Below are 24,785 nucleotides of genomic sequence, written 5' to 3' on the forward strand. Positions count from 1 at the left end.
GGGCCGGACACGGGGCCGGCCCAGGATCAGCGTTGTGCGGGCGGCGGGGTGCCGCAGTACTCGGCCTCGAGTACCTTGACCGCTTCGATGTGTGCCCAGTCGCCATTGGCGTTGAACACCATGGTGTGACGGCCGTCGGGGGACGAGGTGGCTTCCGAGGAGGAGCCGTGGACGCCGCCGCCGTGCGTCCAGACGAAACCACCGCAGGGCAGGTCGTACTTGTAGAGGCCAAGCCCGTAGGCGAGTCCGGAGTCGCCTGTCGGCACGGTGGTAAGCAGTTCCTGCTGCTGTTTCGCGGGCAGTAGCTTGCCTCCCAGCAGCGCGCCGAGGAAGCGGTTGACATCACCCGTGGTGGAGATGATCTCGCCCGCCGCCCAGACCCAGGTGTTGGTGATCTCGGTGGTATCCCAGATTTTGGCGTCCGCAGCCTCGGAGAGGAGCTTGCTGTACGCCCGGCCGTGCGGCTCCGGCATCTTCGTCGAGATGCCCGGGAGAGAGGTGGCGCGCAGGCCGAGGGGCTTGATGACGCGCCGTTCGATCTCGCTCGCGTACGTCTTACCGGTCACCTTCTCGATGATCAGGCCGGCGAGGACGTAGTTGGTGTTGGAGTAGTGCCAGCCCGCGCCGGGCTCGAAGTACGGCTTGTTCGACAGCCCCATGGCCACGAGTTCGTTCGGCGTCTTGGCGTCGTAGCGGTGCTCGGGCCAGCCTTCCCTGGCGATGTGCTTGAAGTCTTGGTCGTCGCTGTAGTCGAAAATGCCGCTGGAGTGGTTGAGCAACTGGCGGAGGGTGACCTTGCGACCGTCGTAGCCGTTGCCGCGAACGACGCCGGGCAGCAGGTGCTCGACCGTGTCGTCGATGTCGAGCCTGCCCTCGCCCTCCAGTTGGAGGATGGCCACCGAGGTGAACGCTTTGGTGATGCTGCCTATGCGGAAGCGGTCCTCGGAGAGCCGCTTCCGGCCGGTCTCGAGGTCCGCGACGCCGGCGGAGCCGTTCCAGACGCCGTTCCCGTCCCGCACCTGTGCCAGGACCCCGGGATGCCCGGCCTTGACCTGGTCCTCCAACGCCGCCTGGGTGACGGTATGTCCGCGCTGGGCCGGGTCCGCTGTGGCGGAGGCCGAAGGCGTGAAAGCGGTGGTCAGGGTGACGGCCGCCGCCATGGCGACCAGGGCCCGGTTTAATGTTCTCGCCGTCATGTGCTGCCTCGTCCTTCATAAGTGACGCACTGGTGTGTAAACGACCGGAGTTCGCTTGTGAGGTAAGGCTAACCTAATGATCGACGAGGTCGCCGCTCGCCGCGTCCGGTCTTACGACCGCCGTCCGCGGCGGGGAGCGCCTCACGCGGTGTTGGCGAGACCCTGCGTCGGCCTGGTACCCACGCTGGCGGTGGCGGGCCCCGGCGGCGGGCTCAGCCGCGCCGGGACCAGTTCGCGGTTCGCGGTTCGAGTGGGCGGTTCAGGCGGCTGCCGTCTCGCTGAGCCGGCAGTGGTGCTACGGGAGGACGCGCTCGAGTCAGGGCTTCGGGGCACCTGAACTGACGAGCCTGGATTATGTTTCCCCCGCCCCGCCGGACCCGGTCCAGTTGTGCCATCTCATGACATTGGTTCCTCGCGGTCAGGCTCGGCGGAGTAGGACGTGAGGCGATCGGCGAGCGCGATGACGAGGTCGCGGAGTTCATCGGGGCGCTCGATGACGAACGGCCGGTCGAGTGAGGCGAGTGCCGGGGGCAACCAGTCGAGCCGCTCCGCCCGCAGCTCGACGCGCAGCCAGCGCTCGGTCGCGCGGTCCTTGCCGGCCGCGGACTCGTGCTCCTCCAGGCTCGCGACGCTGGCCGGAAGGTGGGCGCGGATCTGATCAACTGTCCCGTGGATCCGCAAGGTCACCTCATGCTGGTACTCGGCCGTCGCGAACCCTGACAACACGCGCTGTTCCGGACCGGGACCCACTGGCGCTTCGAATGAGCCGGGCAGGGTCCGCGCGTCTGCGATGCGATCGAGCCGGAAGGTTCGGTCCTCGCCGATCTGGGCGTCCTTGCCCGTGACGTACCACCGGCCCGCATGGGCGACGATTCCGTACGCGTGCAGCGTGCGTTCGCTGCGCCGTCCGTCACGGTCGGTGTAGCGGATCGAGACCGGTCGGTGGTGGCGCACCGCATCGGCGATCGTGAGCAGGACCCCAGCGTCCGGGGTGTCGAACTCGCCGGGCTGCTCCGTGAAGGCGAGAGCTTCCAGGAGTGTGTCGAGCCGACGGGCGATGTGCTTGGGCAGCACCCGCCGGATCTTCGCCGACGCCGTCTCGCTTGCCGTGCGCTCCGTCGTCGTCAACCCCGCTCGGCGGCCGGCGACCAGGCCGAGCAGCACGGCCAGCGCCTCGTCGTTGCTGAGCATGAGCGGAGGCAAGCGGTACCCGGGGGCGAGCCGGTACCCGCCGTAGCGGCCGCGCACCGATTCCACGGGCACGTCGAGGTCGATCAGCTGGTCCACATACCGGCGCACGGTGCGCCCTTCGACGCCGAGCCGGTCGGCGAGTTCGGCCACCGTCCGGGTGCCGCCCGACTGCAGCAGCTCCAGGAGTGTCAGCACGCGGCCGGTGGGTCGAGGCATATGGGCAGCCTAACGCGAATACAGGACCGATTCTGTCCACTATTTCTCCTAGCCTGCGACGTGCACGCCTCCAGCACAGCCAAGGAGATTCCCATGGACTTCGTCTCGATCCGCATCATCACCAGCGACGTAGCGCGCCTCGTCGAGTTCTACGAGCGAGCCACAGGGGCGCGGGCGACGTGGGCCACCGAGGACTTCGCCGAACTCAAGACCGCGGGCGCCACCCTCGCGATCGCCAGCACCCGCACCGTCCCGCTGTTCGCCCCGGACTCTGCCCGCCCGGCGGACAATCACAGCGTGATCACCGAGTTCCTCGTCGACGACGTGGACCACGTTCACCAGAACCTGACCGGCTTCGTCACCGACTTCGTCACCGAGCCCACCACGATGCCCTGGGGCAACCGGTCGCTGCTGTTCCGCGACCCCGACGGCAACCTCGTCAACTTCTTCACCCCCGTCACCCCGGCGGCCATCGAAAAGTTCGCACGCTGACGCCACGCACAGCCGCTCACGCGGGAGCCCTGAGATACCAGGGCTCCCGGTGAACGCGGCCGCCGAGTCCAGGAGCGCCACCAGCAGGGGACATCGGAACGCACCGCTGACCCCCGAAGGACGTCTGCGCTTGTGCCTGCGGGTCGACGCCGGACGTCCGATCGCGCACGTCGCTGTGGGAGCCGGGATCTCCCGCCGCTGCCTGGCGAAGTGCGCCCGCTGGCGCGCGCACGGCGAGAACGGACTGCTCGACCACTCCTCCCGCCTCGCCACCAGCCCCGCCCGCACCCCCGAGGACATCGCCGGCCTGGTGGAGGCGCTGCGGCGGCAGACCAAGCACAGACCAGCCCGGCTCGCCGCCGACCTACAGCGGCTGCACGGCGTCACACTCGCGCCGGCGACCGTGCACCGCATCCTGGTGAGGCGAGGACTCAACCGGCTCCGGGACCTGGACCAACCGACCGGCGAGCAGCTGCGCGAGGTCATCCGCTACGAGCACGACAGGGGTCGGCGACCTGGTCCACGCCGACATCAAGAAGCTCGGACGCATCCCGGCCGGCGGCGGCTGGCGGATGCACGGCGTCGGCACCGAGTCCGCCCGCGCCTCCAAACGCACCGGCCCCGGCACCGGCAGGTCGGATACACGTACCTGCATTCGGCGCTCGACGACCACTCCCGGGCTCGCCTGCACCGAGGCCCTGGACGATGAGAAGGCCGTCACCGCGGTCGCCTTCCGGAACCGGGCCGTTTCCTTCTTCGCCGCCCACGGCATCACACAGATCCGCCGCTGCCTCACCGACAACGGCGCGTGCTATCGGTCTACGACCTGGGCTGACGCCCTCGCCGCGACCGGTACGCAGCAGCTCACCTTCGAGGACTTCGCGTAACCAAGGTCCCGAGACACCACATCTAGTGCACCCGGTACACCTGACCCGTCTGCGCCCCCTCGATCGAGCGGACGTACGCCGTCGCGACGCGGGCCGCGGGGACGGGCTCCATGCCGGCGAAGAACGGCCCGTAGGCGGGCAAAGACTCCTCGGCCACCGTCGGGCTCACCGCGTTGATCCGCTGCGGCGGGAGCTCGATCGCGGCGGCCCGAACGAACGCCTCGACCGCGCCGTTGGCCGCGGACGCGGCGGCCCCGGCCACGATGGGCTCCTCCGTCAGGATCCCGCTGACCAGAGTGAACGAGCCGGTCGAGGCCACGTGCCGGGCGCCCTGGCGGACCAGCTCTATCTGGCCGAGGGCCTTGCCGCGGAACGTCGCCGCGAAGTCGTCCGCGGCCAGCTCGGCCAGCGGCTTGAACACGGCGTCGCCCGCCGCGACGGCCACCGCGTCCAGCGGACCGGCCTGCGCGTACAACCGGGCCACCGCCTCCGGGTCGGTGACGTCGCAGACCAGGTCCCCACCCGTGCGTCCCACGCCGATCACTTCATGGCCGCGCTCCGCCAGCGCCTTGCGTACCGCGGAGCCCAGCGTGCCGCCCGCGCCGACCAGAAGAATCCTCACAGCTCACCATCCAATTGCCTGGAAACGAACACCCGGGAAATACCGGGAGATCCCCTGGGAATGCCCCCAGGGAGGGAAGCCGGGCGAACCACCCGGCACATCCGACGCTACGGATCGCGCTCCGCACCCGGAAATGCCGTCTGGGCAGCGACTATGCTTCCCGCGCATGGATGTGGAGCTGCGTCACCTCAAGGCCCTGGCCGCCATCGCCGATGCGGGCACCGTCACCGCCGCGGCCGACCGGCTGCACATGACGCAGCCCGCCCTCTCCCGAACCCTCGCCCAGCTGGAGACGCGCGTGGGAGTCCGGCTGGTCGACCGCTCCTCCCGGCACCTGGACCTCACCCCGGCCGGAGCGACCCTCCTCGGACACGGGCGCGCCATCCTCGCCCACCTCGACGCGGCGCTCGCCGACACCCGGGCCATCGACCGACCCCTGCGGCTCGGCTACACGTGCGCGGTCCTCGGGCAGCAAACTGTCCCCCTGCTGCGCTCATGGAAGCGGGCGCACCCCCACGCGCCGCTCGAAGTGGTCCGGCAGGACAACAGCACCGCGGGCCTGGCCACCGGCGACACCGACGTGGCGGTGCTTCGCACCGCCCCCGCCGACCCGCGCATTCACACCGAGGCCCTCTACACCGAGGACCGCGTCGCTGCTCTACCCGACGACCACCCCCTCGCGGCCCGCGACCGGGTGCGCCTGGCGGAGCTCACCTCCGGCCCGGCTCTCCCGCTGGCCCTGTGGCCGGACACCGGCACCGCCTCGGTGGACCTATGGCCCCCGGCGCAGCGCCCGGACCGCACGGTCGAGGTGCGCAACGTCGACGAGTGGCTGAACCTCATCGCCACGGGCGGCGCGTTCGGCATCGGCGCCGCCGGCACGGCGGAGAGCCACGGCCACCCGGGAGTGCGCTTCGTCCCGGTCGACGACGCGCCTGCTGCCACGGTCTACCTTGCCCGTCCGGCCCACCCCACGCACCCGCGCACGGAGGAATTCCTCGCGGCAGTGAGGGAGGTGGTCAGCGCCTAAAAGCCGGCGCCGACCAGGCGGCCGCCCTCCTGCGCGCCGCCGAGGAGGCCAACGCGACCCGCACCGACCTCGCCATGGCCCTCATCACCCGCGCCCTGGGCGATCGCCCCGTGTCCCGACCGAAGCGCCGTAGGGTGCGGGGGTGGAAGCGATCCCGTGGTTCGAGTGCGATGACGATGAGCTGGACCCTGCCCAGCGCGAGTTCGTCCAAGTCCTCAGGAGCCGCGCGCAGTGCTGGCCCGTCCAGCCGATCGACACTGCCCTCCCGCCCCCGGATCGCACTCCATACGGCCAGCTGCTGGCCTACCTGGACATCGATGATCCGGAGCGCAATCGCACTGTGCTGACGGTCGGAGTCCATTTCGACGGTGCCGGAGTCAGCGGCGACAAGCTCCATAACCAAAACTTCACGCTACCAAGCAGCCCGTCCGCCTTGGCTCTTCAGGTGACCGGGAGCCCGCAGGGCACGGCGATCCGGGCAGCGGAGTGGTTCGAGATGATTCTCAGACGGCCTCTGGTCCGCTACGAGTGGCTCCACGCTGGGCAGGCGTACGCGAACCGGTATGTCTACGCGGACACCGGCTTCGGCCTCAGCCAGAGCTACGTGGCACGCCTCGCCCCGCCCGGACTGACCGACTGTCTGATCGCCGGCGGCTTTGACCGCGGCGGCGGGTGGATCAACACCACTGGCCTGGGCCAGCCAGACCGCATCGCGCACGTCAGAGGAACTGACGCTCCGCAGTGATTACGGGACAGCCCTGACCCACAGTGTGGCCCCAGCGCGGCGCGGCACACCGTGTTCGGGTCCTGCTTCCCGGTGAAGGTCGGCCCGATCGGAAGCGCCGGTCAGGGCGGCTGATCCACACGCCATTCATCCCACGGGGGTGACCAGGACCAGGGGAATCTCCCGGGTCGTCGCGGTGCGGTAGTCCGCGTACGAGGGCATCGCGGCCACCACCGTCGGCCACAGACGGGCCGACTCCGCTTCCGTGGCGGGCCGGGCCGTCGCGGTGAAGGTGGCCGCGCCGACCTGGAGCGTGACTTCCGGGGTGGCCAGCAGGTTCAGGTACCAGGCCGGGTGGCGGTCCGCGCCCGCGTTGGACGCCGTCAGGACGTACGCGTCCCCGTCCCGGACGTACGCCAGCGCTGTGCGGCGCAGCAGGCCGGACTTGCGGCCCCGGGTGGTGAGGAGCAGGTCGGCCACCCCGGGGCGGGAGCGGCCGCCGGTCTCCTCGAAGCGACGGATGTGGTCGGCGACCCAGGGGTTGGGGTTGTCGTGGATCGTGTCGGTCATGCGACAGACACCCCGGCGTGCGTCCGGTGCAGGGTCGGGACCTCGGCCTCGTCCAGCAGTGCGCGGGCGAAGTCCGCGGTCGTGATCCGGCTGTCGGCGGTGGCGGGGACGAGCACGTACCCGCCCACGGGCTCGCCCTCGTGGTCGAAGTCTCCCGCCGGGCTCAGTACCACCCAGTCCAGCGCCTCGGGCGCGGCCGCCCGCAGAGCCTCGGTGCCGGCGCCGTGGCCGACGTAGAACTCCCGCCACTCCTGCGGGTACCCGGGGGTGTCCATCAGCAAGGCCCCGGACACGGTGGGCAGTACGGACGCCAGCCCGACCGACACCAACCGCTTCACCCCGGCCGCCGGGAGCCCTTCGGCGAGGGCACGGGCGACGGCGGGGAAGAACTCGCCGGGGCTTGCCGAGGGGTCGTACACGGCGACGATCGCCGCGTCGTGCCCGGCCGCGATCCGCGCCACGGCCGCCGGGTCCGTCACCTCACCATCGGCCCGCCCGGCCGTCGTGACCTCGTGACCCCTCCGTCGGGCCTCCGCCACAGCCGCCTGGCCGACCCGACCACTCGCCCCGAACACGATGATCCCGCTGCTCTTCGTTTCCATGATCGGAAGCGTAGGCCGAGGACTGGTTTCCAAACGGATACCAACCTACGGTGTAGATCATGACGAAGCACCAGGCCGGACAGGCCGCACTGGATCCGGAGATGTTCGACCCCGTCTGCCCTTCCCCGCTGGTGCCGTTCCGTGTGGGCGACAAGTGGGCCACGATGATCCTGCGCTGCCTGGAAGAGGGCCCACGCCGGTTCTCGGAGCTCAAGATCCCCCTGCGCGGCGTCACGGCCAAGTCGCTGACCCAGTCACTGCGCGGGCTGGAACGGGACGGTTTCGTCGTACGGGAGGAGTACGAGGGAACGGAGCGCCGCGTCGAGTACGCCCTGACCCCGCTCGGCCGGGGCCTGCTGGGCCCGCTGGACACGGCCTGCGAATGGACGCGGGAGCATTGGGACGAACTGATCGACGCGCAGGAGGCGAGCCTTGCGAGGGCCTGATCATTAGCCAGCCCATGACGCAGGCGTCCGGAGGAGGCCTCCATGACTCCTCCTGCGAGCGGCTCTCAGGCGGGCCTACTCCCCGCGCAGTCGGAGCGGGCAGAGGTCGCCGGGTGGTGCCGCCGCGCTGAGGTAGCGTCCTGGCACGTGACGGCCGACGACGAGACGCGAGAGAAGTCCGAGGCGGGCGTGGCGGACGAGAAGGCTGCTGCCGGTGTGCGGCTCGTGGAGGACCTGGTGGCTCAGGTGCCCGGGTTCGAGGACGCATACGAATGCCATGTCTTCAACGAGCACGGGGTGCTCTCGCACCTGTTCTTCTGGGACGTCGTGCAGGACACCGTCCGCTCGTACCTGGGGGAGGGGGACCCGGACGGTCCTGACTGGCGTCGGGTCCTCGCCTTCCTGGAGGAGCAGACGCGCCGTCGCGTGCCTGGGGCGATCGAGGTCATTGTGACGTCCTTCCTTTACGACCTCCCCTATGAGAGGGAAGCCGGGTACGGGATCGAGGCGCATCTCGGGCCAGTCATGAAGGAGAGGTACCTGCAGCTCCGGCCCTGGTACGGGGCGGAGGCCTCGGGCGCTCCGGGGACCGACGAGGCCGAGTGACGGTACATAAAGGAAGGCTTCGCGGCCGTACGCGATCCGAACCGGCCGCCTCTACGGCAACGTCCCATCGCCCCGGACGAACCCAAGCCATCCGACGCCGACGCGCTCACCGTGGCGACGGCGTGGCTGCGGTCCAATGACGGGCCGCCCGAGCAACGCCCGAACGCACCCCGGGGTGACCGCTCCGGACGGCGACCACAGCCACAGTTCCTGCGCGACGACCCCGGTATGAGGAGGACGAACGCCGCCACGTGATCAACCTGCGTGCGTCTGCGACGACTGGCAACGTGCTGGCTCTCGCACTCGCGTGTGGTTTCTTCTATGAGCTGGCTCGTGGTGAACTCGGTGGCCCGTTCGCATGTCTGGGCGCAGTGGGTGGGGTCACGTACGCCGCTTCCTCGGCCGTGTACACGCGAGCGGGACAGTAGCTGGCCGCGGCCAGCTCAACAACCTCGGCATTCCAACGGCCGCCGCCTGGTCACTAGCAGGCTGGAATCCGCAAGGAACTCATGGCAGTTGAACTGCGCCACGGAGTGGCAGGCCAGGGCACTCCCTGGCCTGCCACTGACTTACGAAGCCGTTGGCGTCCGCTCGTGGCTGTCGTAGGGCCGTGTGATGATCTCCATGCCGTGCCCGGCCGGATCCATGAAGTACAGTCCGCGTCCACCGTGGTGGTGGTTGATCTCTCCGGGCTGCTTCAGATGCGGATCGGCGTAGTACGTGATGCCGGCCCGCTGGATACGCGCGAACGCCGCATCGAACTCCTCATCGGAGACGAGGAACGCATAGTGCTGCATGACGATCGACTCCGCCGGGATGGCGGCGAAGTCGAGGGTGACCCCGTTGCTGGTAGCCACGGGAATGAACGGGCCCCATTCGGCCCCGACCTCAAGCCCCAGGACGTGCGCCAGGAACTCGGCCGACTCCCGGTTGTCCCGGGCATGGATGATGGTGTGATTCAACTCGACTGACATGTGTGGAATGCCTCCGCAAGGCAATCTCACGGGCACCTCCATGCCTCACCCAGCCGGTGACCGACACGCGATGCCGTGCCGGTGATCCTAAGCAACACCGCTCTCGGCGTCGAGGTCCGACCCCCAGTAGCCCGCCGATGACGAGCAACCGACCGCACAGGCCCCCCTGCCAGGCGGGCCCCCGAACCGGCCCCGCAGAGCACCGCCACGAAACGGACGGCTGCGCGGTGAACAGGGCGGCGGTCGCGGTCGGCGCCGAGGCCAGGATGCGTGCGGCGTGGGCGGGGAAGCCAACCCCAGCTCACCTCGGAGGAAGGTGTCAAAGGCGGCCCAGGCGGGCGACCAGGAGTGCGGCGTCGTCTGTGGAAGCAGCCGGGCGGGTCGCCATGAGGGCGTCGCACACCTCGTCCAAGGGCGCGCGTGGGTCGCGGACGGCGCGGCCCAGCACGTCGATGGCCTGATCCAGGTCGAGGGTGCCGGCAGGGTCCTCGATTACGCCGTCGGTGTAGAACACCAGCAGGCTGCCGGGCGGGAGGCTGTGCTCGGTGTGGTGGTGCGCCTGGTGCAGGCCCATGCCCAGGGGCGGTCCCGGTTCGGCGTGCAGGGGGCCGGCTGTTCCGTCCGGCCGGATCGCCAGGGGTGGCGGGTGTCCGGCCAGGGCGAGTCGGCAGCGGCCGGTGACACCGTCGTAGACCACGCAGGCGCAGGTCGCGCCGAGGTCACCGGGGCCGCCGTCGGAGAGTTGGTCGAGGCGGGTGAGCAGGTGGCCGGGCGGCAGACCGGTGGCCAGTAGCGCGTGGGCACTGGATCGGTAGCGGCCCATCGCGGCGGCGGCCTGGACGCCGTGGCCCATCACGTCCCCCATGCTCAGGCCGATCCGGCCGCCGGGGAGCAGGACCGCGTCGTACCAGTCGCCTCCGGCCAGGGTGTCGTCCTCGGCGGGACGGTAACGATGGGCCAGCTCGCACCAGGGCACGGACGGCAGTTGCGCCGGCAACAGGTGGCGCTGGAGGGCAAGGGCAGCCAGCCGTTCGCGCCGGTACAGCAGGGCATTGCCGATCGCGGTGGCGGTGCGGGCGGCGACCTCCTGGACCAGCAGAACGTCCTCGTCGGTGAAGGGAGCCCCGTGACTGAAGAAGGTGACGGCCCCGAGGACCTCACCGGTCGTGATCAGCGGTACCACGACGCCGCACCGCGCCGAGGTGGCCTCGTCGCCCTCGAACACGACGGGCTTCATCAAACGAACGCAATCCGCGACCGCCGGGACGGCCGGGCGTGCGGGCGGCAGTTCCTCCTCCAGAAGCGGATCACGTGCGGCTGGTGTGGGAGCCAGGGAGTGGACGCGGGGGGCGGTTGACGGGGCATGCCGCTTCTTCGCGCCCCGTTCCTCGGTGTCGGCAGTGGCCGGTTTGAGGGAACTCTGCAGCAGGTCGACAGCGACCGAGCCGGCGAATTCCGGGACGCACGCCGCAGTCAGCTGGCCGACGACCCTGCGCGGGTCCAGCTGCCGGGCGATCCGGGCGCTGACCCGGCTGAGCAGGTCGAGCCGGCGCCGGCTGCGGGCCAGGTCCAGCAGCTCACCGGGAGAGTCCCGCAGTTCGTGGACGAAGCCCCCAGCACCCGTGATCGTGCCGTCGGAGTCCCGGAGGGGGAACAGGGTACCGATGACGGCCATAGGCTCCCCGTCCGGCCGGAGGGCGGAGACGCGCAGGTTCTCAACGGTCTCAGCGTGGTCCACGACGCGGCGCAGCACCTCCTCGTACGCCTCCGGGTCGGGCAAGGTGAGGACGTCCGCCACACGGCGGCCCAGATGGTCCTCGACGGACTTGCCATTGAGCCGAGCGCAGGTGCCGTTGATGAACCGGAAGCGCAGCTCGGTGTCGACCACAGCCAGGCCCACAGGGGTGGCGTGCACAAGCCGCTCCACGGCAGCCGGGTCACACCCGCCGGGCGGCTGCGCCTCCAGTGCCGCCACGGCAAGCACACCCTGGCCGTCCGCCAGAGGAACCGCGACCGGGTACCAGGCGACGCTGCGGCAAGTGCCCTCGCGTCGGCGCAGCCAGTCGGTACGCAGTTGGCCGGCGGTGCGCAGCAGTGCCCGCACCAGCGCGTTCCCCCGCAGCGTCGCCCCGTCGGCTAGCAGGGCGGCGTCCTGACCGATGATTTCCGGCTCCGAGTAGCCGGTGAGATCCTGTGCCCCCGTGCTCCACTGTTGCACCCGCCCATCGGGGTCGATGAGAAGGGTGGCAAGACCGGTGCGACCGGCAGGCGGGGGTTCGGCCATCGACAGCATTCTGCCGTTGTGAACGGGCTCAGCACCCGGAAGGACACGGGCATCCCCGGGTCGGGGCTGTCGGCCCGTTGACCTTGGATCTGGCCATCCCGGCGCGACAGCGCGAGCCGGGGCAGGCCGTTGGAGGCGGCCGGCACGCCAGCGCCTCGGACTGGCCGATGGCCTCGGCACGCACGAGAGGCGCTGTTCAGGAGCCCGGTCGCGGATTCCTGAACAGCGCCTCTCAGATCGGCAGACGGGCGGCGAGCCCCAGCTGTCGCGGGCCTCGCCGCCCCGTTGTGCCTACGCCTACGCCCTTCAGGCCGTCGCAGGTGCCGGTGCGGCCTCGGCAGCCTCAGCGGCCTCGGCGGTGTCGGTCGGACGGGGGATGCGGTGCATGCCCTTGCGGTCGTAGAAGCGGGTGACGCCGAAGCCGAAGAGGACGGAGACGACCAGGGCGATGCCCATGGAGGCCCAGGCGCGGGCGAGGCCGGCGTCGGCCTGGGCGTCGTAGTAGAGGATGGCGCGCGTGCCATCGGTGATCTGACGCAGCGGCTCGAATTCGGAGAGCGCGCGGAAGAAGTCGGGCAGCGCCTGCAGCGGCACGGTCCCTCCGGAGGACGGGACGGCCATGGCGACGAAGATGATGGCCGAGAGCAGCATGCCGGGGATGCCGAAGACGGAGAGCAGTGCCAGGGCGCTCATGCCGACGACCGCGATGGTGCCCACGGAGTAGAGCCACAGCAGACCGAGGTGGGAGGCGTCCATGTCGAGGATGCCGACGGTGGCGAACTCGACGAGCGAACCCATGACGACGGAGAGGGCGAGCATCAGGACGGAGCCGATGGCCAGCGTACGTACCCGGCTCGTGTGCTGGACGGGCATGCGCTGGCGGAAGGGCCCGAAGTCGGCGTGCACGTAGCCGAGGGCGGTGTCGACCTGCGAGTTGATCGCGTTGGCGCCGAGCATGCCGCAGACGATCAGGACCAGCGCGTAGTAGAAGGCACTCATGCCCATGGCGCTGTGCGAGCCGACCGGGTGGCCGTCGGCGACCTCCACGGCCGCGGGGTCGGCGAGCATCAGCTTGGCGGCCGGTGCGAGCGGGGCCTTCTGAGCGGCGGCGCGGTTGAGGAGGTCCTTGCCTATCTGGGCGGAGGCGCCGTGGGCGGCCTTCTGCGCGGCCTGGCTGGCCATGGAGGAGCCGATGCTGCCAGCCGACTGGTTGGTCAGCACCGTCAGGGTCGGCCGGGTGGCCTGCTTCTGCTGCGGGTTGGTCAGCCCCGTCACCGAAGCGGTGAAGTTCTCCGGCACGACGAGCGCGCCGAAGAGCTTGCCCTGGCCCAGCCGCTTGTCGGCTTCCTTCCGGCTGAGGACCTGCCAGTCGAAGCTGTGGTTGTTCGCGGCGTTCTTCTTGATGCCCGAGACGACCTGGTCGCCGAGGTTGGTGTGCTTGCCGCCCGCGTCGACGCCGCGGTCGCTGTTGACCAGGGCGACGGGCAGGTCGCGCAGGTTGCCCTTGGGGTCGACGTTGCCACCCACATAGAGCAGGGCGAACAAGGTGGAGACCACCGCGAGGATGAGGCCCGAGCCGATCCACAGCCGCGGGCTGCGGAGCGCGGAAGGGGGCTGAGGGGAAGGCATGACTGCTCCGGATGATTACATAGAGTAGCTAGATACTTCAGGTATCCAGGTACTAGATAGTGGCAGTATCTTCTTAGGGTGTCCAGTCGTCACAGGCGGACGCCCGGCCGTACCACCAGCGAGGACGCTGCAATGAAGATCTCGGAGCTCAGCCGCAGTACCGGCGTGCCGGTCGCCAGCATCAAGTACTTCCGGCGGGAAGGCCTGCTGCCCGCCGGCCGGGCGACGGCCGCGACGCTGGCGGAGTACGGGGAGGAGCACGTCCAGCGCCTGCGGCTGATCAAGGCGCTCACCACCCTGGGCGGCCTCTCTATCGCCGCCACCCGCGACGTCCTGGCAGCGGTCGACCAGGCCGAGAGCACCGACAAGACCCTCGAGGCGATCAGCTACGCCCTGCCCGTACCCGTCACGTCGGCTTCGGCCGGAGACGCCGACCGGGACGCGGCCGCCGAATCGGCGGCGGAAGAGGATGTGGCAGGCCTGATCGCGGCCATGGACTGGCAGGTCCCCAGTACCTCCCCCCACTTCCGGGGGCTGACGACGGCGCTGAGGGAGCTCAGACGGCTCGACGCGGACTATCGGCCGGAAAGGCTCGTCGCCTACGCGGAACTGGCCCATTCCATCGCCCGCTTGGATCTCGAACGCGCGGCCAGCTTCGACGACTCGCCCGCCCTGCCCGCACAGGCGGTCATCGTCCTCGCTCTCTCCGGCCCCATGCTCGAACTGCTGCGCCGGCTCGCCCAGGAGGATCAGGTCCGTCGCCGGGGCACACTCGACACGCCTGACGCCGAATGATCAGCGTGGATGACGTCCCGTCTATGGGACGGGCGCGCTCCAGGCCCTGATCGGCCTGATCGGCCTGACCGGCGACGCATTGTCCGCTCAGAGCACCACAAGCTCCGGCAGGTAGCCCACCTCCACATCCACACAGGCGATCTCCCCGGAGGCCGACCGCCCTATCCACACGGGGAAGGCTCCGCCCGTCTGACAACAGCTCGAGTGGGCGCGAGACGGAGCGATCCTGCTACGCCTACGGTTCGCGCCCATTGTCCGGTGCGGCGGCGCCCGGCGAGTCGAAGGCGTGCACCTTGACGCGCTTCAGGTGGCGGCTGGCACCGTCCGGCCGGACATCGGTGCGGCCGTGGAGGAGCCGCCGGTTGTCGAGCAGCAGGAGGTCTCCCGCACGCAGCATGAAGACTGCGGTCAGGTCTGGCCGCTGCAGCGTGCGTTCGAAGGTGTGGAGTGCGTCGAGGTGCTCGGAGTCCAGGGCGTGGCCAGCGAGCTGCACGCCTGCGGCGACCCGCACCGGGCAGTACCGCACAGTGGTGCCCTCTTCCGACATGGCGATGATCGGATGGGTGATGACCTCCGACCTCTCCGCTCCGGGACCTTGTGGGACGGCGAACGGATAGCAGGGATCCCGCAGCGGCTGAAGAAGGTTCTGCCCGGCGAGTTCGGTGGCGATGTCCGCGGCGCGCACCAGGACGGTTTGCCCGTCACCGTTCGGGCTCGGGCGGACGCACAGCAGGCCGAGGTAGGCATGCGGGTGCGGCAGCATGGGGGAGTCGCTGTGGAACGGGTCCGGGTCCCGGTAGGGCCGGGCCGCGCTGTCGACGACATCGTGCACGAGCGTGTCGGGATTCGGACCGTTGTAGCTCGCATCGACCGTGCCGAACGCGCCGGCGGCGATCGCCAACGCGGCGTCGTCGATGGGGAAGTTCTCGATGATCACCGCGAGCTCCGAGCGCGCCGCCGCGACCGCCGTGTCCAGCAGGTCGCGCAGTTCGGGAACTTCGTCATGGGCGCGGCGGAGCGCTGCTTGCTGTGCCGGTCCGGTCCTCAGCTCTTCGGGCTGCCACGCCGAGCTGAAGCGGGCCAGTGCCCCGGCGGTCGAGTCGGTCATGGCGAGTCGAGGTGGCGACCACATACCAGCCATTGAAGCAGGTTTTGTGCTTTCCTCTCTGTCAACTCCGAGGCGCCACGCTTGGCGGCATGCTTGGCGCCATGCTTTCAAGCCAGGAACACATCTGGCTGTTGACCGCACACGAAAGCCTCCGTTAACTTCAACCGAATGTGGTCATCGCATTACTGATGCCTGCATATATCCGTTCTGGTGATCGTGCGCCGCCGAAGATCGTCCCGCATCTTGTCGGACATAATCGCTACGGAGACACATGGTGCCCAGTAAAGTCGACTCGTATGATCGCGAACAGGCTCTGCGCAGCCTCTCCGAGATTGATCCCGCACATCCAAGACCGCGGATTTCGTCGTTTCTGTCGGATCAGCGCAACGACGAACTGCTCGGTTACGTGCAGGCTGAAGCGTTCACGCATGTATTTACAGGGGATATGAGCAGCAGCCCGCAGCATTTCTTTCACGAATTGGACCGTGAGCTGCGCAAGGCGCCTTCCTTCCACCTGTGGGCAGAGATCCCGCTCTGCCGATACCGGTGTCACTTCTGCCAGTTCCCGATACTCGTGACGAGCAGCAAGCCGGAGTCGGCCGCAGCCACGGCACACCGATGGGTGGACGCGAACATCCAAGAAGCGCGGGCCTGGGTGCAGGCGGTCCCGGCGCTGCGCACCACGCCGGTCGGCGAGTTCTGCCTGTTCGGCGGCACCCCGAGCGTCCTGCCCGCCGAGGAGATCGAGCGGCTGGTGACCTTCTACCGGGAGACGTTCGTCATCGACGAGCGAACCTCCCTGCGGGCCGAAGGAAGCCCGGACTCCCTCACCCACGACGTCCTCGAGACGATGCACAAAATGGGTTTCACCGCCCTCACCTATGGCATCCAGACGCTGGACGACCGGCTGCTGGAGGTCGCCAACCGTCGGCATACCGGGGAGCAGGCGCTGCAGGTCCGTGCGATGGCCAAACAGCTGGGTTTCACCCGGGTCGACGCGGACCTCGTCTGGGGTCTGCCCGGCCAGACGGTCGCCGGTTTCCTCAGGGACGTCGACAGCATGGTCGAGGCCGAGTTCAGCACCGTCGTCGCGACCAAGCTCCACCTGCGGTCCTTCCACGACGTGGACTCGGCGATCGGAAACGTGTCCGCGGCGGTGTGGGAGGACCCGCGCGTGCGCGAGCGACTGGCACAGCGCGGATACCGATGGCCGTCGGTGGGACAGCAGCTGCAGATGCGGGAGGCAGGCGTCGACCGGCTGGCCGCTGCCGGCTACTACGAGCACCCCACCACCTACTTCGTACGGCGGGACATGGGGCCGCAAGTATGGCGCTCCCTCAACCTCGACCAGGACAAGCAGGTCCCGCAGGTGGGCATCGGCCTGGGTGCCTACAGCTGGTGCGAGCGGGCCGAAGCCAACGTGGTGGCGGCTCCGGCGCAGTACCTGGACCGTGTCGCCAACGACGAGATCCCGCTGGAGAACGTCACCTCCGTCAGTCCGGAGCACTGCGAGACGCGCGCCGTGCAGATGGCGCTGTCCACCTGCCGCCCCCTGCTCGAAGAGGTCCACCGATCCCGTTTCCCGGACAGCTCACTGCTGTCGGGCAGATGGGGCGAGGTGTTCGGCTCGCTCGCCGACCGCGGGCTCGCACGGATCGACCGGAAGGCCGGCAGCGTCGCCCTCACCGAGGCGGGCACCACGCTGGTGGAAGCCATCATCAACACCCAGCTGGGCGGGTGACACCGGATGCGCGTAGGACTTGTGTGCGGGGACGGTGTACCGGCCAGCGGGCTGTTGACCATCTTCCGCAACGTGGTGGACCTCGGCGTCGAGATGCGGCTACTGGACGCGCCGGTACCGGCAGAGCTCGGCTACTCATGGCGCCCCGACAAGCCCGCCTTCTTCCCGTACGGGCCGAAGAGCACGGCACCGTCCGCTCTCCTGGAGCCGACAGAACTTGCCGCGCCCGACCTCGGGGACGCCGCCCGGGCGGCAGCCGAATGGACCGGCATCCGGACGTCGGTGGCGTGCGCCGCGGAACTGGGCCCGGCCGAGCGCAGCCGGCTGCACCAGCGCATCGACCAGGTCGCCGCTCAGTACCACGACTACTTCCTGGAATGGATGCGCCGGACCCGAGTCGACTGGATCATCGCGGTCAACATGACGCTGTCGGACGCGGTGCCCGTCACGAAGGGCTTGCACTCCGCGACGCGCGAGCGCCACCGCGAGACCGGGTCCGGCGGGGTGCTCTTCTGGGACCACGATCTGTTCGCCAGCTGCGCGGTGCACGATGACGACGGCACCCGCATGTATCCCGACCGCCCCAACGCGTTCACCCCGCTCCCGGAGATCCGGGCGGGCGTGTGCTGGGCGGTGGTGTCCGAGGCGCTCGCCGAAGAGACAGCGGCCTACCCCGTGCCGGAGCGACCGCGGGTGGTGCCGAACATCCTGCCCCGCGTGCCGACGGGACCGCTGGAACCGAGGCACGAGCGGTTCCTCCGCGACCAGGACCTCGACCCCGCACGGCCGGTCCTCCTCAACCCGGTACGGGTCTTCCGGGTCAAGGGAGTGGAGCTCGCACTCGAGCTGCTCGCCGCGACCCGGTCGGCCGGCGTCGACCGCGGCCACCCCGCCCCGTACCTGCTCGTATTCGGCAGCCTGGCCGAGGACCCCGGGTACGCGGATGAGGTACTGAGTACGGCGCGGCGCCTCGACCTGCTTCCCGACGTACGGTTCCTGGACGGCGTGCCGCTGTGCAGCGTCCAGGACGCCGCCGGCTCCTGGCAGCTGGACGAGATCGATCTTCTCCGGATCGCGGCGGCGACCGGCGGCGGGGTCGTCTTCACGCCGAACACCGAGGACGTCGAGACGGTCGGGCTGGGACCCGCGCTCGCCGCCGTCGCCGGGCTGCCGTGCGCGACCACGACGTACACCGCCTTCGCACCGGTGTACGGGCCGGACTTCTCCGTCATCCCGGTGGACCCGAGCCGGACCGGCATGAGGAGCGCGGGCGCCGAGCTGGTGGCGGCCCTGCACGCCAACCGCTCCGGGGACCCGCGGATGGCCGACCTCCTGCGCCGGAACCGCGAGATCGTCGATCGCCGGTTCCCGACCGACCCATGGGCAGAGCTGCTGGCCGACCTGGCGGCGAGTACCGAGGACAGGACCCTGCCGCGCCGCCGTAGTCCGGGCGATTCGTGATGGTAGGTGGGACTGGAGGGACTGGAGGGACAACGTATATGCCTCGATCCGCACCGGCGCCCGGCCTCCAAGAGATCGTGCTCACGGCGAACGAGGTGCGCCCCGCGGACGACGTCATCCGCGGGCTCGCCACGGAGTACGGCTCGACGGAAGATCTCGGCCTGCTGACGACGCTCGCCGGATGCCGGGACACCCTTCCCGCCCGGCTGAGCGACGCGCTGGCCGGTGCGCGGTCCCGCCAGGGCTGCCCGGTCACGGTGGTACGCCGGCCCCGCCCGGCCGAGGACATCGGCGCGACACCGCCGCACTGGCGGTTACGCGGACGCACCGCCACAGCCGTCCACGATCTCTGGCTGGCGCTCGTGGCGGTACAGGTCGGTGATCCGGTCTGCTGGCAGACCCTGCAGGACGGCAGGCTCTTCAACGATGTGCTGCCGATCGAGGGCCAGGAGCGCGCACAGACCGGTCACAGCAGCGTGAACGACCTTGCCTTCCACGTCGAGGACGCCTTCGACGACGACCGATGCGACATGCTGGCGCTGATGTGCCTGCGCAACCGGGAACGGACGGCCACGACGGTCGCGACCACCAGCCGGATCGACGTCGGAACGGAGGAGTACGAGCCGCTCTACCGACCGCGGTTCGCCATCCGGCCCGACCCGGAACATCTGAAGGCGGGCGCAGCCGGTGACCTCCCGCCGGTGTGGCGGCCCGTGGTCTTCGGTGACTCGCGGTCGCAGCCGTACTTGCGGGTCGACCCGACGTACACCACCACCGCGCCGGGGGACGAGATGGCCGAGCGGGCGTTCGCCCGGCTGTGCCGACAACTCGAACGAGCACTCGTGCGGGTCCGGCTGCGGCCGGGTGACCTGATGCTGATCGACAACTATCGCGCCGTGCACGGCCGCGAGCCGTTCCGGCCTCGCTACGACGGTACGGACCGGTGGCTGCGCAAGCTCACCCTCACCTTCGACCTCCAGCGTTCGCTGCGGCGCCGGCAGGGCGGCGGCCGGGCGCTGGCCCTCTCCTGAGAGAGCCGGGCAAGCGGACATGTACACGCACATGCACGATGCCTCGGCCCGGTTCCGGTTCCGATTCGTCGCGCGGGGTCGGCAGAGCAATGATCTGGTGGCACTGGCCGTGCGCTCGCTGCTCTGCTGCCATCCCAGCGCCGACGTGGTCGTGGTGGACGCCAATGACGAGCCGATGCTGGCGGCCGAGCACTTCGGCCCGGCCGGGAACGTCGCGATCGTGCACCTGCGCCCCGGCGACGATCCGGTCTCACGCGCCGTCGGCAAGGGAACCGCCGGCCACCTCTTCTACTGGCGTCATTCCCCCGAGCTGCTGAGCAGCCTGCCGCCGTGGCCGGGATACGACGTTCACGCCGACGCCGACCTGCTGTTCCTGCGTCCCATGGATCTGAGTGCGCTGGAGGGGCCGCTGGCTCGGGGACGCATCGCGACGGTGGTGGACGAATCGACCATGGACTACTACTCCGCGCTCGGCAGTGTGTCGTCGACGCCGCTGGCCACCATGCTCGGTGCCCCGGGAGTGGGGGGTCCGCTTCTGCAGGCCGGTCTGATCTTCAGCAACCCCGCCGACGATGGTGGGTTCTATAATCTTTTGTGGCGATTTGCGGTGAAGGCTGCCGAGGCGGGTCGGCTGGACACGGTGCCGAGTGACGACATGGGGGTGGTGAGCTCGCTGCTGGGCCAGCGCGGACCGCTGTGGGAGCGATCGCTGTCCCTGGGCCACGAGTGGAACTACATCAGCGGTGCGCTGAAGGACCCGGGCGTGTTCGGGTGTGTGGCGCACTTCGGCGGGCGGCGGGCCAAGAAGTTCCTCCTTGCCCAGTCGGACAGCCTGTTTCCGCCGGACGCCGACATCAGCCGGACGCCATGGGGTTCGATGCGGCTACCTGTCGGCTCGGGAGGTCTCACGGTCGTACACGGGCTGTGGCGACGGACGTGGCTCCCTGGCGATGGGGCGGAATCGGCTCCGGACGGCGCGGCTATGGAGATCGCGATGCCCTTCAGCCTGTCCTGGCAGGTGCCGCCGGGATGCACCTCGGCACTGGTCGACGGTGTCGTTCGGGCCGGGTGTGATGAAGAGCCGCCTGAGGACGGTGCGGGGCCGGTCCTGTTCGTCTACCTCGACGGTCGCCTGATGGACCGGGTACCGGCCGAGGGTTATTGCTTCCGACGCTCGGTCTGCCTCGGCAAGGCCGAAACGATCACAGTCATCGGCATCAGCCCGTCGTCCAACTGCACTATCCGGCTCCATCACCTCTTCGGCACACCCTGAGCATGCTGATGGCCGAGGGCAGTACCAAGATCGGCCATTGCTGAGGTCAGAACCGCAGGAGCACGGCGGTGGCATCGTCCGTCGTCGCGGATCGCGGCCATCGTTGACAATGGCGGTCGACTGCCTCGAATTGCCGGACTTCGTCAATGAGTACCTGCGGCCCGTCCTTTGCCAGCGTGTAGATGACCTGCTCCCACACCGCGATGCCGAACGTCACCAGCCGGGCCGCGCCACTCGACAGCATGGCCACCTGCCGGACCCCGTCGAGCTCCGTCCGGCCGAAGACCGGTTCACCTGATGTGGGCCTGCCGTCGTCGCCTACACTGCCGGTGATGACCCGCAGGCCGCTCGGCAGATCCAGGATCACCACAGCGTCGTGGACAACCGCCCACTCCAGTTCGTCGCCGATGACCCTGGCCACGGCTGCGGCAAGCCGGGGCGGAGGGGTATGACGGACGTCCAGAGGATCGTCCGGCGGACGGTGGGCCTCTACGGTGGCTTCGGTCAGGCACGACTCGACGGTGAGGGCCGGATCGGCGAGCCGACCCAGCACGGCGGATCCGAGGAGAGCTACGCGCTGTTCCGTCCCCGGCCCGGAGCCGTCGCCGTCGAGCAGGGCTACCGCGCTGGCTGTTACGCCCACCCAATTCCCGTTGGGTCGATCGCTGCCCGCGGCGACACTGGCGAACTCAGCCCGCATAGCTCGTTCCCCGTCCCTGAAACGATCGCCGATCGGAGGCCACAGCCATGTTGGGCGAGCTGACCCCACTCAACAGTACGATTCTTTCCGAATTGGTGGAGCGCAATCTCGGCAGCCGCCCCATGGCCGAGCTGTGGCGCCGGGCTCACCTGTCCACGGTCTCCGCCCTGGAACTGGTGGACGGGCGCCGCGTGGTGATCAAGATCCGTCCGTTCGCCGACCGGCTGATCGGCTGTTCCCAAACCCACCGGTTGATGTGGTCCGCCGGTCTGCCGTGCCCAGCCCCACTGGGCGAGCCGGTCCGGATCGATGGCCAGGTCGTGACCGTGGAGTCCCTGGTGGAGGACGGTGTCGCGTTCAAGGTGGCGCCCAGCCGTTCCGCCCGGTCGGCTGCCGAGTTGGCCCGGTTCGTGTCGATCGCTCCTGCTGTGGGCGAGGTGAGCAGCCTGGACCCGCCGCCGCCGTGGGTGTGGTGGAACCACGACCAGGGCGTGATCTGGCCGCTTCCCGACGACCAGGACGAGGATCTCAACGAGCACCCGGGACCGGACTGGCTGGACGAGGCGGCGACGAGGACACGGAATCGCTTGGCCGAGCACGACCTGGGTGCCCCCGTCGTCGGTCACTGCGACTGGGAAGAGCACAACGTCATGTGGAGGGACGACGCCCTGCACACTGTGCACGACTGGGACAGCGTCGTGGCACTGCCGGAGATCGTCATCGCCGGGACGGCCGCATCGGTGCACGCGGTCCTGGGCGGCCGCCCGGGCGAGGCGTCGATCCCGCACATGGCGCAGTTCATCCGCGCCTACGAGCAGGCCAGGGGACTGTCCTGGACCACCGCTGACCGCGAGGCCGCTTGGGCTGCCGGCCTCTGGGTGCGCTGCTTCAACGCCAAGAAGGCGACACTGCAACCCGACGGTGCCCCGATCGTCGCTCGGCTGGCCGACGAGATCGAGCAGCGGCTGAGCCTCGCGGGTGCGTGATGGCCCGCGCGTCGGCACCTTGATCGCCGGGCGGTGGATGGTACGGGCCTCGACTCCTGGCGGCCGTACCAGGGGAAGGCCGTCTCAGCCGGCATCACGCCGGAAGGTCGCGCGGTAGTCCCTTGGGCGTTGGCCGGTGTGTTTGGCGAAGAGCGCCGAGAAGGTCCCGGCGTCCCTGTACCCGACCGCGGTGGAGATGCCGGCGATCGTTCGGTCCGTGGTCTCGAGGAGGTGGCGGGCGCGGCGGACGCGTGACGACTGCAGGTACTCGAGCGGGCTCCGGCCGGTCTCGTCCGCGAAGCGCCGCAGCAGTGTCCGGGTGCTGACATTGAAGGTCTCCGACAGCGCGGCGAGGTCGTATCGGACGGCAAGATTCTGGTCGAGCCGTCGCATGACCCTGTGGGAGAACCCGTTTCCGGGCCGCGGAAGAAGTCGCGCGTCGACGTACGGGGTCTGGGACGATCGCGCATCGTCGACGAGCGCCACCCGCGCGGTCGTCCGTGCCACGCCGGCACCGCTGTGCCGGCGGATGAGTTCCAGTGCGAAGTCGTACATGGCGCTGAAGGCCGCCGTTGTCGTCACCCCCTTGTCGGTGACGACCAGACGTTCGGGGCGGACATCCGCGTCGGGGCAGCGTCGAGCCAGTTCGTCGGCGTGGAGCCATGACGTCGTAGCCCGGCGCCGGTTGAGAAGTCCTGCCTCGGCGAGCAGGAACGCACCGACGCAGATCGAGACGACGGCAGTGCCCGCAGCGGCGTGCGTGCGGATCGCCGCGATTTCAGGGGCGAGGGACGCGAGCTTCGCGTCCACGTCCAGGCCCGGCGGGACCTCGAACCCCGGCACGACAAGGACGTCGACCTCGCGCAGTGGAGAGACGGCCAACGCCGCACCGCCCGATGCGGCGACGCGACGGCGAGGCGAAACGATCGATACCTCGTATCCGGCGCGGTCCGGGCCGGCAACGTGCGTGGCCATCGTCAAGAGATCGGGTACGCCGAACACCTCGGACGCGAAGCAGCCCGGATAGGCCAGGACACCGACACGCAGCGCGCTCACGCTCGCCTCCTCTACCGCCGACCGTGGCGAGATTACCTTTATGCATGGCGATCTGGCCTCTCTCCTTGGGCGGGGCATCAGTCCACGCTGTTCACCATGACCGCTGCCAACAGGCGTCTTGATGACGCGATTACGGACTTCTCCCGTCGGCTCGTGGACGTGTACGGGGTGGTGAAGACGGTGTACGTCGCGGGCTCCGGGCCGGCCGTCGTATTGATGCCGGAGATGCCCGGCATCAGCCCTGACGTCCTTCGGTTCGCGCGGTGGGTGCGGGATGCGGGCTTCACCGTGTACGTTCCCTCTCTCTTCGGGATCGACGGCGCCTGTCCCACGGTCGAGGGCGGTAAGGAGGTGCTCCGCCGGGCGTGCGTCAGCGCCGATTTCCGTGCGTTCGCCGGGGGCGGCACCAGTCCCGTCACGGCGTGGCTGCAGGGGCTCGCGCGCCAGGCCCACGCCGAATGCGGCGGTCCGGGAGTCGGCGCGATCGGACTGTGCTTCACCGGCAACTTCGCCCTCACCATGGCGCTCGAGCCGGCCGTCATCGCGCCGGTGGTCAACCATCCGTCACTTCCGCTGGACGACCCCGCCGGGCTCGAGATCAGCGACGAGGACGCGCGTGCGGTCCGGGACCGTATCGCGCGCGACGGACTGAAGGTTCTCGCCTACCGCTTCGACAACGACCGGTGGTGCACTGGCCAGCGTTTCGCCGCTTACCGAGCACTCCTCGGCGACGCCTTCGACGGCCGCGTCCTTCCGGGCGGTTCCGCCAACACCGACCCGCCCCCGTTCTTCCGCGACGTGGTCGGGAGCCCCCACAGCGTCGTCACCGCCCACCTCGTCGACGAGGACGGACATCCCACGCTGAAGGCCAGGGACGAGATCCTCGCCTTCCTGGCCGATCGATTGACACGAGCCATGCGCCGGCAGTAGCTCACAAGTCGGGACGATCCCGGAGGACTTGCGGAACAGAATGATCGATCATCGATCATTACTGCCTAGTAGATGTTGACTGCATCGACTTGCCGCTCCTAGCGTTGTCGGACGGAAACCTGGTTCCGCCACACGGAATCGAGGGCTTCACGGGGCGTACCTGCTCGGCCCACCGCCGGGAGCCGGCACCGCCGCAGAGCGAGGCGCCCCCGCCCCCCACCCCGGGATCGCGAAA

The 24,785-nt window shown here is 69.5% G+C and carries 24 protein-coding genes and 1 pseudogene; 14 read left to right on the top strand and 11 right to left on the bottom strand.

Annotated features, from left to right (window positions below; genetic code table 11):
• Positions 1–26: 26 nt before the first annotated feature.
• Together ACIGXW_RS05655 and ACIGXW_RS05660 are read right to left on the bottom strand one after the other, a co-directional pair.
• Positions 27–1,196 carry a serine hydrolase domain-containing protein gene (locus ACIGXW_RS05655; RefSeq protein WP_399570129.1) on the bottom strand — a complete coding sequence of 390 codons (1,170 nt, stop codon included), beginning with the start codon at positions 1,194–1,196 and terminating at the stop codon, positions 27–29.
• 396 nt (positions 1,197–1,592) lie between these two features.
• Positions 1,593–2,603 carry a helix-turn-helix transcriptional regulator gene (locus ACIGXW_RS05660; protein WP_399570132.1) on the bottom strand — a complete coding sequence of 337 codons (1,011 nt, stop codon included), beginning with the start codon at positions 2,601–2,603 and terminating at the stop codon, positions 1,593–1,595.
• A gap of 93 nt (positions 2,604–2,696) precedes the next feature.
• Here ACIGXW_RS05660 and ACIGXW_RS05665 point away from each other — a divergent pair, with 93 nt between their 5' ends.
• The 3 genes and pseudogenes from ACIGXW_RS05665 (at position 2,697) to ACIGXW_RS05675 (ending at position 3,982) form a co-directional block, all read left to right on the top strand.
• Complete coding sequence (locus tag ACIGXW_RS05665) at positions 2,697–3,095, top strand: VOC family protein (RefSeq protein WP_399570134.1); 399 nt, start codon at positions 2,697–2,699, stop codon at positions 3,093–3,095.
• 175 nt (positions 3,096–3,270) lie between these two features.
• Positions 3,271–3,501: pseudogene (locus ACIGXW_RS05670) on the top strand (helix-turn-helix domain-containing protein); the annotation flags it as partial.
• A 166-nt stretch (positions 3,502–3,667) separates the two neighbouring features.
• Positions 3,668–3,982 (top strand): hypothetical protein, encoded by a 315-nt coding sequence (locus ACIGXW_RS05675; RefSeq protein WP_399570861.1) that lies wholly within the window; start codon positions 3,668–3,670, stop codon positions 3,980–3,982.
• 22 nt (positions 3,983–4,004) lie between these two features.
• Here the strand turns inward: ACIGXW_RS05675 and ACIGXW_RS05680 are convergent, their stop codons facing one another.
• Complete coding sequence (locus ACIGXW_RS05680; protein ID WP_399570136.1) at positions 4,005–4,604, bottom strand: short chain dehydrogenase; 600 nt, start codon at positions 4,602–4,604, stop codon at positions 4,005–4,007.
• A gap of 166 nt (positions 4,605–4,770) precedes the next feature.
• Between ACIGXW_RS05680 and ACIGXW_RS05685 the strand changes: the two genes are divergently transcribed.
• Together ACIGXW_RS05685 and ACIGXW_RS05690 are read left to right on the top strand one after the other, a co-directional pair.
• Positions 4,771–5,634 (top strand): LysR family transcriptional regulator, encoded by an 864-nt coding sequence (locus ACIGXW_RS05685; RefSeq protein WP_399570138.1) that lies wholly within the window; start codon positions 4,771–4,773, stop codon positions 5,632–5,634.
• 142 nt (positions 5,635–5,776) lie between these two features.
• Positions 5,777–6,379 carry a hypothetical protein gene (locus tag ACIGXW_RS05690; RefSeq protein ID WP_399570140.1) on the top strand — a complete coding sequence of 201 codons (603 nt, stop codon included), beginning with the start codon at positions 5,777–5,779 and terminating at the stop codon, positions 6,377–6,379.
• A 126-nt stretch (positions 6,380–6,505) separates the two neighbouring features.
• Here the strand turns inward: ACIGXW_RS05690 and ACIGXW_RS05695 are convergent, their stop codons facing one another.
• Both ACIGXW_RS05695 and ACIGXW_RS05700 read right to left on the bottom strand, forming a co-directional pair.
• Entirely contained in the window at positions 6,506–6,928 is a 423-nt protein-coding gene (locus ACIGXW_RS05695; protein ID WP_399570142.1) for a nitroreductase family deazaflavin-dependent oxidoreductase, read from the bottom strand.
• Entirely contained in the window at positions 6,925–7,530 is a 606-nt protein-coding gene (locus ACIGXW_RS05700; protein ID WP_399570144.1) for an NAD(P)-dependent oxidoreductase, read from the bottom strand. Before ACIGXW_RS05700 ends, ACIGXW_RS05695 begins: the two co-directional genes overlap by 4 nt.
• A 59-nt stretch (positions 7,531–7,589) precedes the next feature.
• Between ACIGXW_RS05700 and ACIGXW_RS05705 the strand changes: the two genes are divergently transcribed.
• Complete coding sequence (locus tag ACIGXW_RS05705) at positions 7,590–7,976, top strand: winged helix-turn-helix transcriptional regulator (RefSeq protein ID WP_399570146.1); 387 nt, start codon at positions 7,590–7,592, stop codon at positions 7,974–7,976.
• Positions 7,977–8,123: 147 nt separating this feature from the next.
• On the top strand, positions 8,124–8,582 hold the full coding sequence (locus tag ACIGXW_RS05710) for a hypothetical protein (protein ID WP_399570149.1): 459 nt from the start codon (positions 8,124–8,126) through the stop codon (positions 8,580–8,582).
• A gap of 569 nt (positions 8,583–9,151) precedes the next feature.
• Here the strand turns inward: ACIGXW_RS05710 and ACIGXW_RS05715 are convergent.
• The 3 genes from ACIGXW_RS05715 to ACIGXW_RS05725 all read right to left on the bottom strand — a co-directional run bounded on the left by ACIGXW_RS05715 (position 9,152) and on the right by ACIGXW_RS05725 (position 13,469).
• A complete protein-coding gene (locus ACIGXW_RS05715; protein ID WP_399570151.1) occupies positions 9,152–9,556 on the bottom strand; it encodes a VOC family protein in 405 nt (134 codons plus the stop codon).
• A 319-nt stretch (positions 9,557–9,875) separates the two neighbouring features.
• Entirely contained in the window at positions 9,876–11,840 is a 1,965-nt protein-coding gene (locus tag ACIGXW_RS05720) for a SpoIIE family protein phosphatase (RefSeq protein ID WP_399570154.1), read from the bottom strand.
• Between the two features lie 306 nt (positions 11,841–12,146).
• A complete protein-coding gene (locus ACIGXW_RS05725; protein ID WP_399570157.1) occupies positions 12,147–13,469 on the bottom strand; it encodes a YhgE/Pip domain-containing protein in 1,323 nt (440 codons plus the stop codon).
• Positions 13,470–13,601: 132 nt separating this feature from the next.
• Between ACIGXW_RS05725 and ACIGXW_RS05730 the strand changes: the two genes are divergently transcribed.
• On the top strand, positions 13,602–14,264 hold the full coding sequence (locus ACIGXW_RS05730; protein WP_071967192.1) for a MerR family transcriptional regulator: 663 nt from the start codon (positions 13,602–13,604) through the stop codon (positions 14,262–14,264).
• Between the two features lie 235 nt (positions 14,265–14,499).
• On the opposite strand, the gene ACIGXW_RS05735 is transcribed toward ACIGXW_RS05730, so the two are convergent.
• Entirely contained in the window at positions 14,500–15,372 is an 873-nt protein-coding gene (locus ACIGXW_RS05735; protein WP_399570160.1) for a TauD/TfdA family dioxygenase, read from the bottom strand.
• A gap of 445 nt (positions 15,373–15,817) precedes the next feature.
• Here ACIGXW_RS05735 and ACIGXW_RS05740 point away from each other — a divergent pair, with 445 nt between their 5' ends.
• From ACIGXW_RS05740 to ACIGXW_RS05755, 4 genes are read left to right on the top strand one after another with little or no spacing between them, the layout of a single operon-like run.
• The gene (locus ACIGXW_RS05740) at positions 15,818–17,113 is read left to right on the top strand and encodes a radical SAM protein (RefSeq protein ID WP_399570162.1); all 1,296 of its coding nucleotides are present in this window, start codon (positions 15,818–15,820) and stop codon (positions 17,111–17,113) included.
• A 6-nt stretch (positions 17,114–17,119) separates the two neighbouring features.
• Entirely contained in the window at positions 17,120–18,574 is a 1,455-nt protein-coding gene (locus ACIGXW_RS05745) for a hypothetical protein (RefSeq protein ID WP_399570164.1), read from the top strand.
• Between the two features lie 38 nt (positions 18,575–18,612).
• The gene (locus tag ACIGXW_RS05750) at positions 18,613–19,605 is read left to right on the top strand and encodes a TauD/TfdA family dioxygenase (protein WP_399570166.1); all 993 of its coding nucleotides are present in this window, start codon (positions 18,613–18,615) and stop codon (positions 19,603–19,605) included.
• Positions 19,606–19,624: 19 nt separating this feature from the next.
• Positions 19,625–20,878, top strand: a complete 1,254-nt coding sequence (locus tag ACIGXW_RS05755) for a hypothetical protein (protein WP_399570168.1) — start codon at positions 19,625–19,627, stop codon at positions 20,876–20,878.
• A gap of 46 nt (positions 20,879–20,924) precedes the next feature.
• Here ACIGXW_RS05755 and ACIGXW_RS05760 read toward each other — a convergent pair whose 3' ends face one another.
• Positions 20,925–21,578 (bottom strand): hypothetical protein, encoded by a 654-nt coding sequence (locus tag ACIGXW_RS05760; RefSeq protein ID WP_399570171.1) that lies wholly within the window; start codon positions 21,576–21,578, stop codon positions 20,925–20,927.
• A gap of 47 nt (positions 21,579–21,625) precedes the next feature.
• Between ACIGXW_RS05760 and ACIGXW_RS05765 the strand changes: the two genes are divergently transcribed.
• Positions 21,626–22,564 carry a phosphotransferase gene (locus ACIGXW_RS05765; protein WP_399570173.1) on the top strand — a complete coding sequence of 313 codons (939 nt, stop codon included), beginning with the start codon at positions 21,626–21,628 and terminating at the stop codon, positions 22,562–22,564.
• An 84-nt stretch (positions 22,565–22,648) separates the two neighbouring features.
• Here ACIGXW_RS05765 and ACIGXW_RS05770 read toward each other — a convergent pair whose 3' ends face one another.
• On the bottom strand, positions 22,649–23,620 hold the full coding sequence (locus ACIGXW_RS05770; RefSeq protein WP_399570176.1) for a GlxA family transcriptional regulator: 972 nt from the start codon (positions 23,618–23,620) through the stop codon (positions 22,649–22,651).
• A 96-nt stretch (positions 23,621–23,716) separates the two neighbouring features.
• On the opposite strand from ACIGXW_RS05770, the gene ACIGXW_RS05775 reads away from it, so the two are divergent.
• Positions 23,717–24,550, top strand: coding sequence for a dienelactone hydrolase family protein (locus ACIGXW_RS05775; protein WP_399570178.1), 834 nt, complete (start codon positions 23,717–23,719; stop codon positions 24,548–24,550).
• The last annotated feature ends 235 nt before the right edge of the window (positions 24,551–24,785 follow it).

The organism is Streptomyces sp. NPDC053079, assembly GCF_044546695.1.
Lineage (GTDB): Bacteria > Actinomycetota > Actinomycetes > Streptomycetales > Streptomycetaceae > Streptomyces.

Coding starts and splice junctions, on each gene's coding strand:
- ACIGXW_RS05655 (WP_399570129.1), bottom strand. CDS start 1,196: ATGACGGCGAGAACATTAAACCGGGCCCTGGTCGCCATGGCGGCGGCC.
- ACIGXW_RS05660 (WP_399570132.1), bottom strand. CDS start 2,603: ATGCCTCGACCCACCGGCCGCGTGCTGACACTCCTGGAGCTGCTGCAG.
- ACIGXW_RS05665 (WP_399570134.1), top strand. CDS start 2,697: ATGGACTTCGTCTCGATCCGCATCATCACCAGCGACGTAGCGCGCCTC.
- ACIGXW_RS05675 (WP_399570861.1), top strand. CDS start 3,668: ATGCACGGCGTCGGCACCGAGTCCGCCCGCGCCTCCAAACGCACCGGC.
- ACIGXW_RS05685 (WP_399570138.1), top strand. CDS start 4,771: ATGGATGTGGAGCTGCGTCACCTCAAGGCCCTGGCCGCCATCGCCGAT.
- ACIGXW_RS05695 (WP_399570142.1), bottom strand. CDS start 6,928: ATGACCGACACGATCCACGACAACCCCAACCCCTGGGTCGCCGACCAC.
- ACIGXW_RS05700 (WP_399570144.1), bottom strand. CDS start 7,530: ATGGAAACGAAGAGCAGCGGGATCATCGTGTTCGGGGCGAGTGGTCGG.
- ACIGXW_RS05705 (WP_399570146.1), top strand. CDS start 7,590: ATGACGAAGCACCAGGCCGGACAGGCCGCACTGGATCCGGAGATGTTC.
- ACIGXW_RS05715 (WP_399570151.1), bottom strand. CDS start 9,556: ATGTCAGTCGAGTTGAATCACACCATCATCCATGCCCGGGACAACCGG.
- ACIGXW_RS05720 (WP_399570154.1), bottom strand. CDS start 11,840: ATGGCCGAACCCCCGCCTGCCGGTCGCACCGGTCTTGCCACCCTTCTC.
- ACIGXW_RS05725 (WP_399570157.1), bottom strand. CDS start 13,469: ATGCCTTCCCCTCAGCCCCCTTCCGCGCTCCGCAGCCCGCGGCTGTGG.
- ACIGXW_RS05730 (WP_071967192.1), top strand. CDS start 13,602: ATGAAGATCTCGGAGCTCAGCCGCAGTACCGGCGTGCCGGTCGCCAGC.
- ACIGXW_RS05735 (WP_399570160.1), bottom strand. CDS start 15,372: ATGACCGACTCGACCGCCGGGGCACTGGCCCGCTTCAGCTCGGCGTGG.
- ACIGXW_RS05740 (WP_399570162.1), top strand. CDS start 15,818: ATGAGCAGCAGCCCGCAGCATTTCTTTCACGAATTGGACCGTGAGCTG.
- ACIGXW_RS05745 (WP_399570164.1), top strand. CDS start 17,120: ATGCGCGTAGGACTTGTGTGCGGGGACGGTGTACCGGCCAGCGGGCTG.
- ACIGXW_RS05750 (WP_399570166.1), top strand. CDS start 18,613: ATGCCTCGATCCGCACCGGCGCCCGGCCTCCAAGAGATCGTGCTCACG.
- ACIGXW_RS05755 (WP_399570168.1), top strand. CDS start 19,625: ATGTACACGCACATGCACGATGCCTCGGCCCGGTTCCGGTTCCGATTC.
- ACIGXW_RS05760 (WP_399570171.1), bottom strand. CDS start 21,578: ATGCGGGCTGAGTTCGCCAGTGTCGCCGCGGGCAGCGATCGACCCAAC.
- ACIGXW_RS05765 (WP_399570173.1), top strand. CDS start 21,626: ATGTTGGGCGAGCTGACCCCACTCAACAGTACGATTCTTTCCGAATTG.
- ACIGXW_RS05775 (WP_399570178.1), top strand. CDS start 23,717: ATGACCGCTGCCAACAGGCGTCTTGATGACGCGATTACGGACTTCTCC.